Source organism: Brevibacillus sp. FW306-2-1A-C05A (assembly GCF_058781555.1).
In genome coordinates, this window is record NZ_JBYSWV010000004.1 from 96,448 (window position 1) to 116,410 (window position 19,963).

22 protein-coding genes are annotated in these 19,963 nt (G+C 54.7%); 21 read left to right on the forward strand and 1 reads right to left on the reverse strand.

All coding sequences use genetic code 11. The annotated features are described in order from the left end of the window. The first annotated feature begins 9 nt into the window (after positions 1-9). The 13 genes from fsa to spoIIR all read left to right on the forward strand — a co-directional run bounded on the left by fsa (position 10) and on the right by spoIIR (position 11,806). Positions 10-654, forward strand: coding sequence for a fructose-6-phosphate aldolase (gene fsa / locus AC3WJN_RS05450; RefSeq protein WP_005827818.1), 645 nt, complete (start codon positions 10-12; stop codon positions 652-654). Positions 655-733: 79 nt separating this feature from the next. Continuing rightward, entirely contained in the window at positions 734-2,017 is a 1,284-nt protein-coding gene (gene murA, locus AC3WJN_RS05455) for a UDP-N-acetylglucosamine 1-carboxyvinyltransferase (protein WP_005827816.1), read from the forward strand. 28 nt (positions 2,018-2,045) lie between these two features. Beyond that, the gene (gene glpX / locus AC3WJN_RS05460) at positions 2,046-3,008 is read left to right on the forward strand and encodes a class II fructose-bisphosphatase (RefSeq protein ID WP_005827814.1); all 963 of its coding nucleotides are present in this window, start codon (positions 2,046-2,048) and stop codon (positions 3,006-3,008) included. Positions 3,009-3,069: 61 nt separating this feature from the next. After that, a complete protein-coding gene (gene rho / locus AC3WJN_RS05465) occupies positions 3,070-4,350 on the forward strand; it encodes a transcription termination factor Rho (RefSeq protein WP_005827812.1) in 1,281 nt (426 codons plus the stop codon). Between the two features lie 69 nt (positions 4,351-4,419). After that, entirely contained in the window at positions 4,420-5,322 is a 903-nt protein-coding gene (locus tag AC3WJN_RS05470) for a M23 family metallopeptidase (RefSeq protein WP_007786096.1), read from the forward strand. A 70-nt stretch (positions 5,323-5,392) separates the two neighbouring features. Then, on the forward strand, positions 5,393-6,658 hold the full coding sequence (locus tag AC3WJN_RS05475) for a radical SAM family protein (RefSeq protein WP_005827807.1): 1,266 nt from the start codon (positions 5,393-5,395) through the stop codon (positions 6,656-6,658). 104 nt (positions 6,659-6,762) lie between these two features. Beyond that, on the forward strand, positions 6,763-6,963 hold the full coding sequence (gene rpmE, locus AC3WJN_RS05480; RefSeq protein WP_005827805.1) for a 50S ribosomal protein L31: 201 nt from the start codon (positions 6,763-6,765) through the stop codon (positions 6,961-6,963). Between the two features lie 195 nt (positions 6,964-7,158). Continuing rightward, positions 7,159-7,500 (forward strand): FAD-binding domain-containing protein, encoded by a 342-nt coding sequence (locus tag AC3WJN_RS05485; protein ID WP_242507491.1) that lies wholly within the window; start codon positions 7,159-7,161, stop codon positions 7,498-7,500. Positions 7,501-7,529: 29 nt separating this feature from the next. Further along, a complete protein-coding gene (locus AC3WJN_RS05490) occupies positions 7,530-8,105 on the forward strand; it encodes a thymidine kinase (protein WP_005827801.1) in 576 nt (191 codons plus the stop codon). A 94-nt stretch (positions 8,106-8,199) separates the two neighbouring features. Continuing rightward, positions 8,200-8,697 carry a hypothetical protein gene (locus AC3WJN_RS05495; RefSeq protein ID WP_007786092.1) on the forward strand — a complete coding sequence of 166 codons (498 nt, stop codon included), beginning with the start codon at positions 8,200-8,202 and terminating at the stop codon, positions 8,695-8,697. Between the two features lie 171 nt (positions 8,698-8,868). Next, complete coding sequence (gene prfA / locus AC3WJN_RS05500; protein WP_005827797.1) at positions 8,869-9,945, forward strand: peptide chain release factor 1; 1,077 nt, start codon at positions 8,869-8,871, stop codon at positions 9,943-9,945. Continuing rightward, positions 9,929-10,819, forward strand: a complete 891-nt coding sequence (gene prmC, locus AC3WJN_RS05505) for a peptide chain release factor N(5)-glutamine methyltransferase (protein WP_007786089.1) — start codon at positions 9,929-9,931, stop codon at positions 10,817-10,819. Before prfA ends, prmC begins: the two co-directional genes overlap by 17 nt. Before the next feature lie 144 nt (positions 10,820-10,963). Further along, positions 10,964-11,806, forward strand: a complete 843-nt coding sequence (spoIIR, locus tag AC3WJN_RS05510; RefSeq protein ID WP_007786087.1) for a stage II sporulation protein R — start codon at positions 10,964-10,966, stop codon at positions 11,804-11,806. Between the two features lie 76 nt (positions 11,807-11,882). On the opposite strand, the gene AC3WJN_RS05515 is transcribed toward spoIIR, so the two are convergent. Next, entirely contained in the window at positions 11,883-12,677 is a 795-nt protein-coding gene (locus AC3WJN_RS05515) for a DUF3298 and DUF4163 domain-containing protein (RefSeq protein WP_035317500.1), read from the reverse strand. Between the two features lie 231 nt (positions 12,678-12,908). Between AC3WJN_RS05515 and AC3WJN_RS05520 the strand changes: the two genes are divergently transcribed. The 8 genes from AC3WJN_RS05520 (at position 12,909) to wecB (ending at position 19,779) form a co-directional block, all read left to right on the forward strand. Then, positions 12,909-13,988, forward strand: coding sequence for an L-threonylcarbamoyladenylate synthase (locus AC3WJN_RS05520; protein ID WP_007786081.1), 1,080 nt, complete (start codon positions 12,909-12,911; stop codon positions 13,986-13,988). A gap of 55 nt (positions 13,989-14,043) precedes the next feature. After that, on the forward strand, positions 14,044-14,604 hold the full coding sequence (locus AC3WJN_RS05525; protein WP_035317499.1) for a manganese efflux pump MntP: 561 nt from the start codon (positions 14,044-14,046) through the stop codon (positions 14,602-14,604). 33 nt (positions 14,605-14,637) lie between these two features. After that, entirely contained in the window at positions 14,638-15,096 is a 459-nt protein-coding gene (locus AC3WJN_RS05530; RefSeq protein WP_007786076.1) for a low molecular weight protein arginine phosphatase, read from the forward strand. A 151-nt stretch (positions 15,097-15,247) separates the two neighbouring features. Next, positions 15,248-15,703 carry a ribose 5-phosphate isomerase B gene (gene rpiB, locus AC3WJN_RS05535; RefSeq protein ID WP_007786074.1) on the forward strand — a complete coding sequence of 152 codons (456 nt, stop codon included), beginning with the start codon at positions 15,248-15,250 and terminating at the stop codon, positions 15,701-15,703. Next, on the forward strand, positions 15,704-16,273 hold the full coding sequence (locus AC3WJN_RS05540; RefSeq protein ID WP_007786072.1) for a TIGR01440 family protein: 570 nt from the start codon (positions 15,704-15,706) through the stop codon (positions 16,271-16,273). It begins immediately after the preceding gene. 43 nt (positions 16,274-16,316) lie between these two features. After that, entirely contained in the window at positions 16,317-17,567 is a 1,251-nt protein-coding gene (gene glyA / locus AC3WJN_RS05545; RefSeq protein ID WP_005827782.1) for a serine hydroxymethyltransferase, read from the forward strand. A gap of 415 nt (positions 17,568-17,982) precedes the next feature. Continuing rightward, positions 17,983-18,612 (forward strand): uracil phosphoribosyltransferase, encoded by a 630-nt coding sequence (gene upp / locus AC3WJN_RS05550; RefSeq protein ID WP_005827780.1) that lies wholly within the window; start codon positions 17,983-17,985, stop codon positions 18,610-18,612. Positions 18,613-18,630: 18 nt separating this feature from the next. Then, positions 18,631-19,779: a non-hydrolyzing UDP-N-acetylglucosamine 2-epimerase gene (gene wecB, locus AC3WJN_RS05555; protein WP_005827778.1), complete on the forward strand. Its 1,149-nt coding sequence runs from the start codon at positions 18,631-18,633 to the stop codon at positions 19,777-19,779. Positions 19,780-19,963 lie beyond the last annotated feature (184 nt).

Sequence of the window (19,963 nt, forward strand, 5' to 3'; positions counted from 1 at the left end):
AGGCTAATCATGCGTTTTTTGATTGATACAGCAAACGTTGATGAAATTCGCGAGATTCACGAATGGGGAGTCCTGGCCGGAGTAACCACGAATCCTTCGCTGGTTGCCAAGGAAGGCCGCGACTTCATCGAGACATTGAAGGAAATCATCGACATCGTAGACGGTCCGATCAGCGCCGAAGTTATCAGCACCGATGCAAAAGGCATGATCGAAGAGGGCGAGAAGCTCGCTTCCCTCTCGAAAAACATCGTCATCAAGCTGCCGATGACTGCCGAAGGTTTGAAGGCGACCAAGTATTTTGCCAAGCGCAAAATCAGAACAAACGTCACGCTGGTGTTCTCCGCAAACCAGGCGCTGCTCGCAGCTCGGGCAGGAGCGAGCTTCGTGTCTCCGTTCCTGGGACGTCTGGATGATATCGGACAAGACGGCATGCAGTTGATCGAAGACATTGCAGAGATTTTCTCTGTGCATGGCATTGATACCGAAATCATCGCGGCATCTGTTCGTCACCCTGTGCACGTGACAGAAGCTGCCCGCCGCGGTTCTCACTACGCGACCATCCCGGCGAAAGTGTTCAAGCAACTGATTGCCCATCCGCTGACTGACAGCGGCCTGGAGAAGTTCCTCGCTGATTGGGCAAGCATGCAAAAATAAGGACAAGGATCGAAAGTTCAAGCACCTTTTCCATTGGGGAAGGTGCTTCTTTCCCGATTACACCTGAGGAGAGCGATGCATGGATAAGCTGATTATCAATGGTGGAAAACCGCTCGCGGGGACGGTAACCATCAGCGGAGCCAAAAACAGCGCAGTCGCACTGATTCCAGCCGCGTTGCTGGCGGATGGACCTGTAGTTATTGAAAATCTGCCCCGTATTCAGGATGTAGATATTTACCACGGGCTTCTGAGGGAAATGGGAGCTGACGTGCTGTTTGAAGATGACTGGATGGAAATCGATGGGCGCCTGATGAAGCTGATGCTCATGCCCAATGGCAAGATCAAAAAGCTGCGCGCCTCTTACTATTTGTGGGGAGCCTTGCTCGCCAAATTCGGAGAGGCACAGGTCGGATTGCCTGGCGGCTGCGATCTGGGGCCACGACCTGTCGATTTGCACATCAAAGGCTTTGAGGCGATGGGCGCCGAGGTGGAGAACAAAAACGGCGTGATGACTATTCGGGCCAAGAACGGTCGTCTGCAAGGCGCGAGAATTTACCTCGATCTCGTCAGCGTCGGAGCGACGATTAACATCATGCTCGCTGCTTCCAAGGCAGACGGCGTGACCATTATTGAAAACGCTGCCCGCGAGCCGGAGATTGTCGATGTGGCGACACTGCTCAACAACATGGGGGCAAACATCAAAGGCGCAGGCACCGATGTCATCCGCATCCAGGGCGTGGAGCGTCTGCGCGGCTGCCGGCATACGATTATTCCGGACCGGATTGAAGCGGGGACGTACATGATTGCCGCAGCGGCGACGAACGGCAATGTACTGGTCGAAAACGTGATCCCCAAGCATCTGGAGTCGCTGACGGCGAAGCTGCGCGAAATTGGCGCGCAAGTGATGGAAATGGATGACTGCATTCAGGTGGTCGGACGGGATTCCTATCGTCCCATTGATGTGAAAACAAGTCCGTACCCTGGGTTTCCGACCGATTTGCAGCAGCCGATCACGACGCTGTTGACTCTTGCCAAAGGGTCGAGCATCGTGACGGACAACATCTACAGCTCGCGTTTTCGCCATGTAGATGAGCTGCGGCGCATGGGAGCGACGCTCAAGGTAGAGGGACGTTCCGCTGTCATCGAAGGCGGAAGCAAGCTGAACGGAGCCAAGGTAGTAGCTTCTGACCTGCGGGCCGGAGCGGCGCTGTTTATCGCAGGGCTGGCTACGAGCGGCACGACAGAGCTGGAAGGTCTTGAACATATCGACCGCGGCTATGAAAACTTGGTGGGCAAGCTGCAAATGCTGGGTGCCGATGTGACGCGGGTAGGCTTGCAGCACACAGAAAGCCCGCAGCGTTAACCAATCATCAGGAGAGGAGTCTTCCAGAATGGAACGCAGTTTAACACTTGAACTGGTACGCGTAACCGAAGCGGCTGCTTTGGCTTCCGCCAGTTGGATGGGGCTTGGACGAAAAGACGAGGCCGACGACGCGGCGACGACCGCCATGCGCAAGGAATTTGAAAAAGTGCCAATGGACGGCGTAGTCGTAATCGGGGAAGGCGAAATGGATGAAGCGCCGATGCTCTATATCGGCGAGCGTCTCGGCCAAGGGGTAGCGCCAGCAGTAGACGTGGCTGTCGACCCGTTGGAAGGGACGAATATCCTGGCAAAAGGCACATGGGGCGCAATCTCTGTCATTGCGATTGCGGACCGCGGAAATTTGCTGCATGCTCCTGACATGTATATGGAAAAAATGGCAGTAGGGCCAAAAGCGGTTGGCAAGGTCGACATCAACGCGCCGATTCGCGACAACCTGAAAGCCGTTGCTGCGGCACAGGGCAAAGACATCAGCGACCTGGTGGCGATCGTGCTTGATCGTGACCGTCATTCTCGCATCATTCACGAGATTCGCGAGGCAGGTGCCCGCATTCGCCTCATTTCCGACGGGGACGTGGCGGCTGCGATCAACACGGCATTCCCGGACACGGGCGTAGACATTTTGTTCGGTTCCGGCGGAGCGCCAGAAGGTGTATTGGCTGCGGTGGCGTTGAAATGCCTCGGAGGCGAAATCCAGGGCAAGCTGTTGCCGCAAAGCGAAGAAGAAATTCAGCGTTGTGTCAAGATGGGTCTCAGCAACCCGCACCAGGTGCTGTTTATGGATGATTTGGTCAAGGGCGACGATGCCATTTTTGCGGCAACGGGCGTAACAGATGGGGAATTGCTGAAAGGGGTTCGCTTCCAGGGAACTCGCGCTACTACCCATTCTGTCGTCATGCGGGCAAAAACGGGTACGGTTCGCTTCATTGAAGGAAACCACCGCCTGGAACGCAAACCGTCACTCGGTTTGTAGGAAAACGAACAGCTTGGCTTTATATCATGCTTTCCAAGAGTAAATAAAGAGTGGTGGATGTATGTTACTTTCTGAACTCGAAGAGAAGAAACTGACCGATCTCTATAAGCTGGCCAAGGAGTACCATATCCCGTATTACTCCCAACTGAAGAAGAAGGAATTGATCTTCGCAATCCTTCGGGCACGAGCGGAGCGGGATGGCCTGATGTTTATGGAAGGGGTGCTGGAAATCTTGCCGGAGGGCTACGGCTTCCTCCGACCGATCAACTATCTCCCCAGCTCGGAAGACATCTACATCTCCCAGTCGCAGATTCGCCGTTTTGATCTGCGCATGGGGGATGTGGTGTCGGGCAAGGCTAGGCCGCCAAAAGAAAACGAGCGTTATTTTGGACTGTTGCAAGTAGAAGCAGTGAACGGAGAAGACCCGGAGACTGCTTCAGAGCGTCTTCATTTCCCCGCCTTAACACCGCTATATCCTCAAACCAAGCTAGTGCTGGAGACCGCGCCCGAGCGTGTTTCCACCCGCCTGATGGACCTTCTTGCCCCTGTTGGGCTGGGTCAGCGTGGATTGATTGTCGCTCCGCCAAAAGCGGGCAAAACCATGCTCCTGAAAGAAATCGCCAACAGTATTACGGAAAGCCGACCGGATATTCATCTGTTTGTGCTGCTCATCGACGAGCGTCCGGAAGAGGTTACGGATATGCAGCGTTCTGTCAAAGGCGAGGTGGTCGCCTCTACGTTTGACGAGTTGCCGGAGAATCACATCAAGGTGGCGGAGCTTGTATTGGAGCGGGCAAAGCGTCTGGTTGAGCACAAAAAGGATGTCGTCATCCTGCTCGATTCGATTACCCGTCTCGCTCGCGCCTACAACCTGGTGATCCCGCCGAGCGGCCGGACGTTGTCTGGCGGTATTGATCCGGCGGCGTTCCACCGTCCTAAGCGCTTTTTCGGTTCGGCGCGCAACATCGAAGAGGGCGGTAGCCTGACGATTCTCGCGACGGCTCTGGTCGAGACCGGATCGCGCATGGACGATGTGATCTACGAGGAGTTCAAGGGAACGGGCAACATGGAGCTTCATCTGGACCGCAAGCTGGCAGAGCGCCGTATCTTCCCGGCGATCGACATTCGCCGTTCGGGAACGCGCCGCGAAGAATTGCTGCTGTCCAAAGAAGAGCTGGATAAGCTGTGGATGATCCGCAAAAACATGAACGAAACGAACGAGTTTGTCGATTCGTTTATCAAAAAGCTGGCGGACACGAAAACAAACGAAGAATTTTTGCAGACCCTGGAAAGCAAGCAGCAAGGCCGGGGGAAAACGGCTGGCACGACGGTGAGTTCATGACTCGCCGTCATTTTTTTTGCCTGTTTTGCATACCGTAAGGAGAGTTGGAAGAGAGGGAGGAGAGAGTCAGTGGAGTACGTGCAGGTTCCTGTGCCCATCGAGAGCCAGACGGAAGCGAAAAAGGCTGTCGTGGAGCAAGCGTTGTTTCAAGCGTTCAATCCGTACGCGAGTTTGACAAAGCAAGCGCCTGCTGCCAAAAGCAATACGATGGTGTACGCAGTGCGCCAGGGCGACACTCTTTCCGGAATTGCCGAACGCTACGGCCTTACGCTGAAAAAGCTGGTGGAGATGAACAAAATCAGCAATCCGCATCTGCTTTCTGTCGGGATGAAGCTGATTATTACCAAAGACGAAGTGACACATATGGTGAAGCGCGGAGAGACGCTCGATTACATAGCGAGAAGGTACGGAGTCAGCCGTGAGCTAATGCTGGAACGCAACCCGCTTTTAAAATGGCTGTCGGACAACCTGTATGTGGGACAGGTTGTGTACATCCCTGTTGCCGGAGGGCCGCCGATGCAGGCAGAAGAGCTGCAGCAAAAGCGAAACACTACCCAGGCGGCAAGCAGGCAAGTGGTGGCGCGGATTCGCGGCCGAATGGATTGGCCTGTAGAGGGAGCGACGATTACAAGCGGCTTCGGAACACGCTGGGGCAAGGTGCATAAAGGCGTGGATTTGTGGAACGAGCAGGAGGCCAAAACGCCGATTTTGGCCGCGAAAGCAGGGAGGGTGGTCGAAGCGGGCGCCAACCGCTCCGGATACGGGCGGATGGTCGTACTGGACCACGGAGACGGCCTGCAAACCTTTTATGCCCATATGCGCACGATTTTGGTCACGCCCGGCCAGAGCGTAGAAGCGGGCGACGTCCTCGGATACATGGGCCAGACAGGCGATTCCACCGGGTATCACCTGCATTTTGAAGTCAGGCAGGACGATGTGCCGGTCAACCCGCTCCCGTACCTCGGCAGGTAACCCTTCACAATTTACATTGCTTTTTCAATGCGTTACAATGGGCAAAGCAAAGAAGCGAGGCGATTTTCCCATGTATTTAGTGTACGCAGATGAAAAGGGCAATGTTTACGACCACCCGGGCTTGTTCGCGGTGGCGCGCAACGGCGATATATTGACAGAAATTCTCGAGGAAGAGCTGATCCCGCTGCCGGAAGGGGCGACGCTGGTCAGCCTGCCGGATACAGTACCGATCGGAATGGACCCGGAGACGGGCGAAATGATTAAGCTGGACGGCTGTACGGCGGTCGGGGCGCTCGTTCCGCAAGGGATTACCCGACTTTTGCTCCCGGGTTATGTGAAAACAAACAGGGAGAGCAAGCTGCCGCTGTTCGGGTATTCGGCAGTCGTATGGAAAGACGACCGTTTTTGGGTAGCAGGCAGAGCGAGCGACGACATTTACAAATGGGACCCGCTGAACTTCCCGATGGATGAGTTGCGGCAGCGAGTGGAAAAGACGTTGGAGCTGTTCCCGAACAACCGGATTTTGCATCACCTGTCGCACTGTGCGCTGGAGTACGAGTGTCTGACGGCCTCCAACAACTTTTTCCACCGCTGGGAAGGCAGCCTGCCTGTTTCCTATACCTGTAATGCCGGTTGCTACGGCTGTATTTCCGAGCAACCAGACGACAGCGGCTTCCCGTCTCCGCAGACGCGGATGAATTTCAAGCCGACAGAGGACGAGCTGGTAGAGGTCATGCTGCACCATTTGCAGACGCCGGAGAGCATTATCAGCTTCGGCCAGGGCTGTGAAGGCGAGCCTTCGACCATGGCCGGGATCATCGTTCCGGCGATGCGCCGCGTGCGAGCGACGACCGACATGGGCTTTATCAACATCAATACAAACGCAGGCTTGACCGACCATATCAAAGGGATCGTCGACGCGGGGCTGGACTTGATGCGCGTCAGCATCATCAGCGCGATTGACGAGCATTACAACGCCTACTACCGCCCGCGCAACTACACGCTGGAAAACGTAGCGCGATCTGCGGAATACGCGGCCTCCAAGGGCGTGTACACCTCGATCAACTACTTGTGCTTCCCGGGTGTTTTTGACCGCGAAGAAGAAATGGAAGCGATGATTAACTTCATCCGCCGCACAGGTATCAAGCTGATTCAGATGCGCAACCTGAACATTGATCCGGAAAGCTATCTGGCGATGATTCCAAAAGCGCAGGGCGAAGTCTTCGGCATGAAGCAGGCGATTGAAATCTATCAGCAAGAGCTGCCGGATGTCGTGATCGGGTCGTTTACGCACATTCCGCCGGCAGAGCTGCGCCGCAGGAAAAACATGGCCTGAGCGGTCAACCTGTTGCATTTCGGCTGACAGCATGCTACTATCTTGTATGTGTTTATATAACTCTGTTTCGGCAAACGATTCAGGGCGGAAAGAGGTGTAGCGAGATGAAACAAGGTATTCATCCTAAGTACAATGTAGTAACCGTTACATGTGCATGCGGTAACGAATTTGAATCCGGTTCCGTGAAACAAGCGCTGAAAGTGGAGATCTGCTCCAACTGCCATCCTTTCTTCACTGGAAAACAAAAATTCGTGGATGCTGGCGGCCGTGTAGACCGTTTCAAACGCAAATACAATCTGTCCTAATCAGACGGGATTGGAGCAACCAGGTAGAGCGATCTGCCTGGTTTTGTCTTTTTCTGGAGCAAAAATCATCTCGGGCAGCAAGGGGGCAAACGATGACGGCCATCGGGGGAATCCGGCTGACGTGCTCTGCCAGCTCGCTCGCGAGACGGGCTATCCGATTGTCGATGCCGCGATGAAGCAGTTGAACGAAACGGGCTGGATGCACAATCGGTTGCGGATGATTGCGGCGGCTGGCAATGGAGCGCCTCTACCGGGACGGACCCGCAGCCGTACTTCCGCATTTTCAATCCGGTTTCGCAAGGGGAAAAATTCGATCCGGACGGAACCTTTGTCAAAAAATATCTTCCCGTTCTGCGGCAAGTCCCTCTACAATATATCCATAAGCCTTGGGAGATGCCTGAGCATGTGCAGGAAAAAGCGGGATGCAGGCTAGGAATTGACTATCCCGTTCCGCGCGTCGATCATGCGAGCAGACGGAAGCTGGCTATGTCTTTGTTTCAAGAGGCAAAAGACCGCTACGCCATGACGCGAAAATGAATCAGCTTTAGGCAAAGGGAGATAGAGACGTGGCACAATTATATTTTCGTTACGGGGCAATGAATGCCTCCAAATCTATTCAGTTGCTGACAGTCGCTCACAACTACGAGCAATCCGGCAAAAAAGTAGTGGTGTTCACGCCAGCCGTCGATGATCGGTATGGGGTGGGAAAAGTGGCTTCGCGGGTAGGCATCAGCAGAGAGGCAATTCCGATCAGCGAAGAGACGAATTTGTACGAAATAGTCGCAGCCGAGACGGTAAAGCCGCACTGTGTGCTGGTCGACGAGGCGCAGTTCATCAGCCGCCATCACGTGGATCAGCTCGTGGCGATTGTCGATCAGTTGGGCATTCCCGTCATCGTCTACGGCTTGCTGAAAAACTTCAAGAACGAGCTTTTCCCCGGCAGCGCCGCCTTGCTCTGTGAAGCGGACAAAGTCGAAGAGATCAAAACAGTGTGCGTGTACTGCAACAAAAAAGCGACGCATATTCTCAAATTCAAAAACGGACAACCTGTCTACACCGGAGAGACGATTGAAATTGCTGGCAACGACACGTACAGCAGCGTCTGTCGCAAGCATTACTACCATCCCCCGGCAAATCGCTGACGAAAATCAGCAGGAAAAAGCCACCCCTGGCTGCAGGTGTGCATGAGCCTGAAAGGCACTGCGCAGACTAAGCAAAACAGGAGGTGGCTTTTTCGTGCGAATGAAGCCTTTGGGAAAAAGCGCGCTGACAGTGCTGGGCATCCTCGTGCTTTCCTCTGCCTTGACTGTCGGGTGTGGCCGGAACGCGACTCAGGAGAAAGGGACCAATACACAGGCGATGGATGGGCAGTATCCGGCGGCGATCAGAGGCGAGCGCAGCGGGGATATTCTCCATCGTCCTGCTCCGCCTGCGGCCGATCGTGATTCGCTGATGGGGCGCAATCAAAATCCAAACGTCATCATCGGCCAATCCAATGTGCGCAATACGCAAATCGACATGAACAACATGGAGATGATGGCCAAGTCCGTAAAAGGCGTCGAGGACGCCCGCATCACACTGAATGGCGGCAATGCATATGTTACTCTTGACCTTGTGCATAACATTACGGCGAGTCAGGCGCGAGCGGTGGAGCAGGAGGTAATTGCGCTTCTCCAGCAAAAAATTCCGCGCTATGACTTCCACGTCACCTCCAATGAAGGCTTTCACCGTTGACAGGCGACGCAAGAACTGGTATGACAAGGCTCGGCATTGCCGGGCCTGTTTCGCATCGAAAAAAGAACAAATTTCCATTGAAATAATGCGCTTTGACTTATTTTCGCTTTCCTCCTATAATTTATCTGTTATAATCGTTTCTTAGTATTCTTTGCGATGGGGTGAAGTACAATGTTTGCACGCTTATCCGCAGTTGAAGAGCGTTTTGAAGAAGTAACGAATCTCCTATGTGACCCCGACGTCATCAGCGATACAAAACGCTTGCGTGAGCTGTCCAAGGAACAGGCTTCGTTGGAAGAAACAGTGACGACCTACCGTGAATATAAATCAGTTGTGAGTCAAATAGATGATGCCAAAGCCATGCTGGAAGAAAAGCTGGACGATGAAATGCGTGAAATGGTCAAGCTTGAAATCAGCGAATTGACTGGGCGCAAGGAGCAGTTGGAAGAACGCCTGAAAATTCTTCTGCTGCCAAAAGATCCAAACGACGAGAAAAACGTGATCGTGGAGGTGCGCGGTGCAGCAGGCGGCGATGAAGCGGCTCTGTTTGCGGCTGTTTTGTTCCGCATGTACACCCGTTTTGCCGAGCGTCACGGCTTTAAAATCGAAGTGCTGGAAGCAAGCCCGACAGACATCGGCGGCTACAAGGAAATCGTCTTCTCGCTGTCCGGCCGCGGCGCCTACAGCAAAATGAAGTTCGAGAGCGGTGCGCACCGCGTACAACGCATTCCGGCGACAGAATCCGGCGGACGCATCCACACGTCTACGGCTACCGTACTGGTACTGCCAGAGGCAGAAGATGTGGAAGTGGAAGTTCACGAAAAAGACATTCGCATTGATACGTTCTGCTCCAGCGGCGCTGGCGGACAGAGCGTCAATACGACCAAGTCTGCCGTTCGCGTAACGCACATTCCGACAGGGATCATGGTGTCCTGTCAGGATGAGAAATCCCAGCACTCCAACAAAGACAAGGCGTTGCGCGTACTCCGCGCGCGTCTGTACGACTACTACATGCAACAACAAAACGCGGAAGCAGATGCTACGCGCAAAAGCCTGGTGGGTACCGGCGACCGCAGCGAGCGCATCCGCACGTACAACTATCCGCAAAGCCGCGTGACCGACCACCGCATCGGTCTGACCTTGCACCGTCTGGAATCGGTGCTGGAAGGCGAACTGGATGAAGTGATCGACAACCTGATTTTGCATGAACAGACGGAGCTTCTGAAAAGCCATGCACACTCAGCTTGATTGGTCTGATGTCACGACGATTCGAGAAGCCCAGGTACGGGCTTCTTCCTTTTTGCGGGAAAAAGGGGCAAAGGACCCGCTGTTCGAAGCGGAGCTGATGATTCGCCACTGCCTGGGCTGGGACCGCACGCGCTATTTGATCTCGATGGCAGAGCCGATCGCCGCAGAGACACTGGCGAAGCTGGACGAGCTGTGCCAGCGCCGCAGCAGGCACGAGCCGCTGCAGTACATGTTTGGCGAGCAGGAGTTTTTCGGACGCGCCTTCACGGTGCGGCCCGGAGTCCTGATCCCTCGGCCGGAGACAGAAATACTCGTCGAGCAGGTGCTGGCTGCGGCAGCGGCTATTTGGCCGGAAAGCGAAGCGCTCGCCGTGGCGGATATCGGGACAGGCAGCGGGGCCATCTGCATCACGCTTGCTCTGGAGAAGCCGCACTGGCAGGTGACGACCGTCGATTTATCGCCGGATGCGACAGCGGTCGCGCGGGAAAACGCAGAGCGTCTGGGTGCCTCCGTGCGCTTTTTGCAAGGCGACCTGGTGCAGCCGTTGCTTGCAGCCGGGGAGAAGGTAGATATTCTCGTCTCCAATCCCCCGTATATTCCGAGCCGGGATGTGGACGAGCTGGACGAAGAGGTTCGCCTGCATGAACCGCGTCTGGCGCTGGACGGAGGCGACGACGGGCTGGATTGCTATCGCCGCTTGTGCGAGGCGCTGCCAGCTCTGCTCAAGGACAAAGCAGTCGTCGCTTTCGAGGTAGGCATCCATCAGGCGCAGGATGTGGCGACGTTGCTGCAGGCATCTGGCGTAATCGAGCAGGTGCAGATCGTGCCGGATTTGGCGGGAATCGAGCGGGTCGTTATCGGCGTAAGGCGGTAATGGCCCGGGCGTCTCGCCTTTTTTGCTAAAATTGTATGAATGTTTGTGCTTTGAGGTTTGGATTTTCGGCTCCTTGTCCATACTGAGGCTATAGAGAGAAGAGAAAAGGCTCGAAAGACTCAGTAGAGAGGGAGACGGTTTGATATGAAACGGATGCTGTTGATCGCGTTCAGTTTGTTTATGCTTATGATGTGCTGGGAGGGACAGCTTACTTCGGCCAATGTACTCGATAATGGGCCGATCCCTCAGGAATCAATTCGTCTGCGCATTATCGCCAACAGCGACTCTGTTCAGGACCAGTGGCTGAAGCGTGAAGTGCGCGATGCGCTGATCGCCCAGATGAACACGTGGGCGGAAGACATCAAGTCGTTTGAGGAAGCAGAGCAAATGGTCGCGTCCCAGTTGCCTGTTTTGCAAGAGGTTGTGGATAAAACGATCCGCGAACGCGGCTTTTCCTATAAAGCAGTCGTCGATTTCGGGCAAGTGCCTTTTCCGACAAAGCTGTACGGCTCTTATGTGTATCCGGCTGGCAACTACGAGGCGCTGCGGGTGCAAATCGGCGAGGCGAAAGGGCAAAACTGGTGGTGCGTACTGTTTCCTCCGCTCTGCTTTATCGACATGGCAAACGGAGATGCCGTACAGGCGGCAGAACCAACAGCGGAGACCGGGACAGAGCAGCTTCGGCCAGTGATGAATCCGGAGCCGACTTCCGCAGCTTCCGTATTGAAGCTCGACCAGGAAGTCGCAGAGCGCAAGGAATGGCAAGAATGGCGGCAAGAGCGTCTGGAAAGAGAAGACGCTGCGGACCGTAACGATCAGGCTGCGAGCGTTTCCCGGGCGGGACATGCAGTGGCCGTAGACGATGAAACAAAAGAGGAAGGAAACGAGCAGATCGAGGGGCAAGGGATGAGCGAGCCGGCAGCCCCTGCGCCGCAAGTAGAGGTGCGCTTCTACCTGTGGGAAAAGCTCGAAAGCTGGTTCTCCTGAGCCTTTAAAGTCTTTCCGTAAAAAAAACGACACCCCGCTGTCATGGCGCAGGTGTCGTTTTGGATTGAAAAACGGCTTACTTCTGAGTCAGGGCAGCGAGAATTTCCGGCTTCAGCAAGCTGTGGAAGCGATGGGCAGGGATGGTGAAGGCAGGCATTCCTGCTGCGTATGGGGCAATTTCGTACTGTCCGAAATGAATGACGAGATTGCCGTTTTCAAACGAGAAGCTCTGGTCGTCTGTAATGCTCTCAAAGCTGTACGGATTGTAGCCGTCCGCTGCTGTTTGTGCTTTGATCTGCTGGCTGATGAGCTGGTTGATAATGCTGCGGTAGTCGTAGCCGGACTGGAACAGGTCGGCGAGCTTGAGCGTTTTCGCTTTGGCCTGGTTGTCGATCGTGTAGTAGGTGACGTCGGTCATGCCGTGCGCTCCGCCAGTATAGATGTACGACTGGATGGAGAAAGACACGAGCTTGCCAGCCTGGTGTACTTCATAGGAAATATCGAGTGCGTGCGGCCGCGGCTCCCAGCCGTATTTTTTCGCTTCTGCCGCATCTTGCTTGCCTGCTTTTTGGCCTTCGGCAAGACCTGTCTGTGCTTGCTTGAGCAGGTCGGCGTTCAATTTGGCTTCAAAAGCTTTATCCTTCAACCCGCTAATGACCGGGATCGTCACCTTGCCCTCGAACTCTTTTGATTTGACGGTCAAAGTTTTCGGGGTGAACACCACTCCGGCTGCTTGCGGCTTTTGCGCTTGTACGGCAGGCACAGGCTTGGCTGTCGCGGCAGGAGAAGCTGCCAGGACGGGTGCAGTAGCGGCGGTCAGCAATACGGCTGTGCCGAGCAGGCTGGAAGTAACGGATTTCAACAATGTCATATTCATTCACGATCCTTTCGATCTAAGGGAAAATGTTCCTCGCTTGTATGGACTTATTCTACTACATCGTTTTGACGGATGATGTTAAGAATTGGTAACAAAGACTTTTCCCAACACTTTTCCAAAAGTTATTCACAAGTTACCCACAGCCTGTTGAAAACTTCTGGATGCACATCTATACTAAAGGCACTTATTACAAAAGAAACGAGCTAGAGAAAGGATTTTTTTACGATGGAAATCAATTTAGTGACAAAGGTGTGGTCTGTGGATAACGATGTGGAAAACATCCCTAGTTGTACACAGATTGTGGATGCAGCCCGTTTGCTACGCGCCGGGGAAGCGGTCGCTTTTCCAACAGAGACGGTGTACGGCCTGGGCGCGAATGCATTGTCTGATGCAGCAGTGGAGAAAATATTTGCAGCGAAAGGCAGACCGAGCGATAATCCGCTGATTGTGCATGTCGGAGAACGGGAGCAGTTGTCCACAGTCGCAGGCACCGTCCCGGAAAAAGGCCAGAAGCTGATGGACGCATTTTGGCCGGGGCCGTTGACGATCATCCTGCCGAAAAACGATCAGGTCGCATCGCTGGTGACGGCAGGGCTGGATTCAGTCGGGGTGCGCATGCCGGACCATCCGATCGCTCTCGCACTTATCAAGGAAGCGGGCGTGCCGATCGCAGCTCCCAGTGCGAATCGCTCCGGCCGTCCGAGTCCGACCACGGCTGCACACGTGTTTGCCGATCTGGACGGACGGGTAGCGGGGATTGTGGATGGCGGAGCTACCGGAGTCGGTGTCGAGTCGACGGTAGTTGACGTGACGGTCGACCCGCCTGTCATCCTGCGGCCTGGAGGCATTACCCGCGAGCAGATGGAACGCGTGATTGGCCCAGTCGAGCTCGATCCTTCTTTTCAGGTGGGCGCGGTAGAGACGCCGCGTGCGCCAGGGATGAAATATACGCATTACGCCCCTGAGGGGGAAATGTGGCTGGTGACAGGCGACGAAGCACAGGTTCGCGCGAAAATGGCGGAGTTGCTCGCCGAAGCAAAACGGCATGGGCAAAAAACCGGGGTGCTGGCGACAGAAGAGTCGGCTGCTTACTGGCAGGAACAGGCGGCGGTGGACGTCGTCTTGTCCGTAGGCTCCCGGCACGATCTGGAGAAAGTCGCCCAGCAGCTTTACGCAGTGTTGCGCGAGTTTGACCATCAGCGCGTTCAGTTCATTGTCGGGGAAACTTTTTCACGCGAAGGCTTGGGCATGGCCGTGATGAACCGTCTGGAGAAAGCGGCGGGCGGACGTATCCTGTCCGTCTAAAACAGTCTAAACTCCTCCTTGTCCGCATAAGGTGAAGAGACGGGGGGGAGGCGGCTTGGACCAGGTGTTGTTTCAGTGGGGGCAATTTTTGACGTTGCTCATTATTGCCTTTGCTTTGAGCATGGATGCCTTTTCGCTTGGGATCGGCGTAGGCATGGTTGGAATACGCTTGCGGGAAATTGTAAAAGTGAGCATTACTATTGGGCTTTTTCATATTATGATGCCTGTCGTCGGGATTGCTGTCGGCACTTATTTGTCCGATTTGGTTGGGGATATCGCCGTTTTCATCGGCGGAGGAGTCCTGATGCTGATCGGCTTGCATATGCTGTGGAACGGACTGATTCACGGCGATCAAAAAAGCGTCTTGAAGACAAGAGGAATCGGGCTGCTGCTGTTTGCATTTAGCGTCAGTCTCGACGCGTTGACGGTCGGTTTTTCATTTGGTCTGATCGAAGTAAACAAAATTCTCGCGATCTCCCTGTTCGGCATCATGGGGGCGGCCATGTCCTATTTTGGGCTTTTGCTCGGCAGAAGCGTGGGAGGATGGTTGGGCGATTACAGCGAATTAGTAGGAGGACTTATTTTGTTTTGCTTCGGGTTGAAGTTTGTCATCTAGGAGACGGATGCTGACAGAAAGGAGGGGCGATCATTGAAACGAATCTTATTCGTCTGCACGGGAAATACTTGCCGCAGCCCGATGGCGGAGGCGATGTTTCGCGCCAAGACAGCCGGACAGGAATTTGAAGTGCGTTCGGCCGGAGTGGCGGCATATGCAGGACAGCCTGCTTCCGCACACGCCCAGGCGGTGCTGGCGGAGCGGGGCATTGAGCATGCGCATGAGTCGAGCCAGCTGAATGAGGAGCTGATCGGGTGGGCTGACCTCATTTTGACGATGACGAACAATCACAAGCACGCCATCCTGAGCTTTTTTCCGGCGGCTGCTGACAAGGTGCATACGCTGCAGGAGTTTGCCGGAGTGGAGGGCTTGCAGGATATTGCAGATCCTTTCGGCGGAGCGCTGGAGGATTACCGTCGTTGCGCCGAGGAAATCGAGGAGTCGCTGGACAGGCTTTTGGAGCGGTTGATGGAAGTTCGTTTTCGTAAATAACGGGACATAGGAGGTGCTGGTTGGTAGCCAGGACCTTGTTTCTTGTGAGAGTACGAACATTTTTTAATCAATCAACCTAAATGTTCACTTTTTACTTACGGCTTTTTGATGTATAATGAGTGAGATCATGAAACAAGCGAGGGATGGCAGAATGAAAGTGGCGATTGCTGCAGATCACGGTGGATACAAGCTGAAAGAGGAAATCAAGACTCTGCTCACCTCCATGAACATCCAGACGGAAGACTTCGGTTGCTCTTGCGAGGATTCGGTAGATTACCCTGATTACGCCTTGCCCGTAGCGGAAAAAGTGGCAGCAGGCGAGTTCGACCGGGGCATCCTGGTTTGCGGAACCGGCATCGGCATGTCGATCGCAGCCAACAAGGTTCCTGGCATTCGCTGTGCGCTGGTGCACGATACCTTTTCTGCACGTGCTACCCGCGAGCATAACAACACGAACGTTTTGGCTATGGGTGAGCGGGTGATTGGCCCTGGCCTGGCGTTGGATATCGTGAAAATTTGGCTGGAGACGGAGTTCCAGGGCGGCCGCCACGAGCGCCGTGTGGAAAAGATCACGCAAATCGAAGCGAAGCACGCGGGAGTGAAGTAAGTGGACCTATCCGCTATCGAACAAGAGGTTCGTCAGTTGGTGGAGGAAGTGGCCGGGCTGGCCGAGCTTCGGGCCGGACAAGTCATGGTGATCGGGTGCAGTACAAGTGAAGTGCTGGGCAAGCACATTGGAAAAGCTGGCAGCCGGGACGTGGCCGCCGCCATTTATCGCGGCATCCGCACTGTGCAGGAGCAGCGCGGATTTGCTGTGGCCTTTCAATGTTGCGAACATTTGAACAGAGCGCTGGTGCTGGAGCGCGAAGTTATGGAACGCTACGGGCTGGAAGAGGTTTCGGTCGTTCCGGTGCCGACTGCTGGCGGCTCCATGGCTGCGCACGCTTTTACGCAGCTTGCCGATGCGGTTGTGGTGGAGCAGATTCGCGCCCATGCTGGCATTGATATCGGCGACACGTTGATTGGCATGCACCTGAAGCAAGTGGCCGTGCCTGTGCGCCCCTCGCAGCGGACTGTGGGAGAAGCGCACGTCACAGCCGCGCGGACTCGCCCCAAGCTGATCGGCGGCGCGCGAGCTGTCTATGAAGTTGTACCCCAAAATGAAAGCTGTACCTAAAAAGAATGTGGGACAAGCCCATTTTCAAGGAGGAGAATAAATCATGCTAGAATTTTTGCGTAAACAGGACCCGCAAGTATTGGAAGGCATTCAACTGGAGCTGGGAAGACAGCGTGACAAAATCGAGCTGATTGCATCCGAAAACTTCGTTAGCCGTGCGGTTATGGAAGCGATGGGAACGGTACTGACCAACAAGTACGCCGAAGGCTATCCAGGCCGTCGCTACTACGGCGGTTGCGAATACGTCGACATCGTGGAAAACATTGCGCGCGATCGCGTAAAAGAAATCTTCGGTGCCGAGCATGCGAACGTACAGCCACACTCTGGCGCGCAAGCTAACATGGCGGTTTACTTCACCATTTTGCAGCCAGGCGACACTGTACTCGGGATGAACCTGTCCCACGGCGGCCACCTGACGCACGGAAGCCCTGTGAACTTCTCCGGTACGCTGTACAACTTCGTAGAGTATGGCGTAGATCAAGACTCCCACTTGATTAACTACGAGGATGTGCGCGCAAAAGCTCTGGAGCACAAGCCTAAGCTGATCGTAGCGGGAGCAAGTGCTTATCCGCGCACGATTGATTTTGCCAAATTCCGTGAAATCGCGGACGAAGTGGGCGCGTACTTCATGGTAGACATGGCGCACATCGCTGGTCTGGTTGCGGCTGGCCTGCATCCAAACCCGGTTCCGCACGCGCACTTCGTCACCTCCACTACGCACAAAACATTGCGCGGCCCTCGCGGCGGTCTGATCCTCTGCAAAGAAGAGTTTGCAAAAGCGATCGACAAATCCGTGTTCCCAGGCGTGCAAGGCGGTCCGTTGATGCACGTGATCGCGGCAAAAGCCGTTTCCTTTGGCGAAGCGCTGCAACCTGACTTCAAAGACTACGCAAAACGCATCGTGAACAACGCCCGCGTCTTTGCGGAAGCGCTGCAAGCAGAAGGCCTGACACTCGTCTCCGGCGGAACCGACAACCACCTCGTACTGGTTGACGTAAGCAAAATCGGCCTGACTGGTAAAGTAGCCGAGCACCTCCTGGACGAAGTGAGCATCACCACCAACAAAAACACCATCCCTTACGATACGCAAAGCCCATTCGTCACAAGCGGTATCCGCATGGGTACCCCAGCCGTCACCAGCCGCGGCTTTGACGAAGAAGCGATGAAAGAAGTAGCAGCCATCATCGCGCTGACCTTGAAAAACCCGGAAGACGCAGCCAAACACGACGAAGCCCGCCAACGCGTAGCCGCGCTGTGCCAACGCTTCCCGATGTACGAAGGCTTGACGATTTAATTTTCAAGAAAATTTCTCAAGCAGACAGACCCCGTGAGCAACCTCGCGCGGGTCTGTTTTTTGGCTTTCTTTCTGTCTTTTCCTGACAAACAGCCACGCGGAGAAGACGGTTTCCAGGCGCCGCGACTTGCGAAGTCCGACCCAGCGGTGCGACGAAGCGAGGGAAAAAGGAACGTAACCCTGAATAAACTGCGAAGCGGCTACCACTTTTACGTTCCCCCGCGCTTCGTCGCGTAGCGGACAGTCAATCCCACAGCGGGACGTAGAATGAAGCCTAGCCTGGAAACCGTCTTCTCCCCACTACAGCCCCTCCCAGACAAAGAAAGAAAAAGTACGAAGATTAGGCAAATTGACGGCGACTCTCTCCTTCGCTATGATGGAAAAGATGCATTGATAGGGAAACGGAGGAACGTACATGAGCCGTGTATATGTGTTTGACCATCCGCTGATTCAGCATAAAGTGACGTTTATTCGTGACAAGAATACAGGAACCAAAGAATTTCGCGAACTCGTAGACGAAGTAGCAACCTTGATGGGCTACGAAATCACCCGCGACATGCCGCTTGAGGAAACCACCATCGACACCCCGGTAGCCACCTGTAAGTCTAACGTGATTGCCGGCAAAAAAGTTGGACTCGTACCGATCCTCCGTGCAGGACTTGGCATGGTCGACGGACTGCTCAAGCTGATCCCGGCTGCAAAAGTCGGCCACGTGGGACTGTATCGTGACCCGGAAACCTTACAGCCAGTAGAGTACTACGTCAAGCTGCCTTCCGATGTAGCCGAGCGCGAACTGATCGTGATTGACCCGATGCTTGCGACTGGCGGTTCTGCTGTCGCGGCGATTGCCGCGTTGAAAAAACGCGGAGCGAGAAATCTCAAGCTCATGTGCCTGATTGCTGCTCCGGAAGGCATCAAAATGGTGCAGGACGAGCATCCGGACGTAGATATTTACGTAGCTGCCATTGACGAATATTTAAATGACCATGGATACATTGTGCCTGGCCTCGGCGATGCGGGCGACCGCTTGTACGGCACAAAGTAGGCGGAGAGGGTATTCCAGATGAAAACAGTAAAAGTAATGACGGTATTCGGGACGCGTCCGGAAGCGATCAAGATGGCCCCCCTTGTGCATGAGCTGAAAAAGTACAACGGGCAAATCGAATCGGTCGTCTGCGTGACCGCCCAACATCGCCAAATGCTCGACCAGGTGTTGGGGATTTTCGATATTTCGCCGGACATTGACTTGAACATTATGAAAGACCGCCAGACGCTCGTTGATGTGACCACGCGCGCCCTGCAAAGTCTCGATGCGGCGATCAAGGAAGTAAAGCCGGATATCGTTTTGGTGCATGGCGATACGACGACCACATTCGTTGCGAGCCTGGCCGCTTTTTACAACCAGGTAGCGATCGGCCATGTGGAAGCGGGCCTGCGCACATGGGACAAGTATTCGCCGTTCCCGGAAGAGATGAACCGCCAACTGACAGGCGTGATGGCCGACCTGCACTTCTCCCCGACAAACGGGTCTGCTGACAACCTCAGACGGGAAGCGAAGCCGGAGGAAAGCATTTACGTAACCGGAAACACCGCGATTGATGCGCTGAAAACGACAGTGCGCGAAGATTACACACACCCGGTGCTCGACCGTGTAGGCGACTACAAACTGGTGCTGATGACGGCCCACCGCCGCGAAAACCTGGGCGAGCCGATGCGCCGCATTTTCCGTGCGGTCAGAAGACTGGTGGACGAGCATCCCGAGATTGCCGTCGTGTACCCGGTCCATCTCAACCCGGCTGTGCAGGAAGTAGCGCAGGAAATTTTGGGCGATCACGAGCGCATTATACTGATCGAACCGCTTGATGCGCTCGATTTCCACAACTTCGCCCGCCGTGCTCACCTGATCCTGACCGATTCCGGCGGAGTCCAGGAAGAAGCGCCGTCCCTTGGCGTGCCTGTTCTGGTGCTCAGAGATACAACCGAGCGCCCAGAAGGGATCGAAGCCGGTACGCTCAAGCTGGCGGGTACAGACGAAGAACAAGTTTACGCGATGGCACACGAGCTGCTGACCAACCAGGCAGCCTACGATGCAATGGCGCACGCTGCGAATCCGTATGGGGACGGAGAGGCTTCCCGCCGTATCGTAGAAGCGATCCTGCATCATTTTGGATTGCGTTCCGAGCGTCCTGAGCCGTTCAAGCCGGGACAGTAATCATTTGCCCATACAGCCAAGAGTGACCCGTCCGGTATCGACTGCTATCATCCGGACGGGTTTTTCTGCTGTTTTGGCAGACTGACGATTTGGTTTGTTTTGCCAAAAGAGAATCTGCAAAATTGGCGAAACTATCCACTACTTCGGTGCGTCTAACGAATAGTTACCGACTTACATAGGGAAC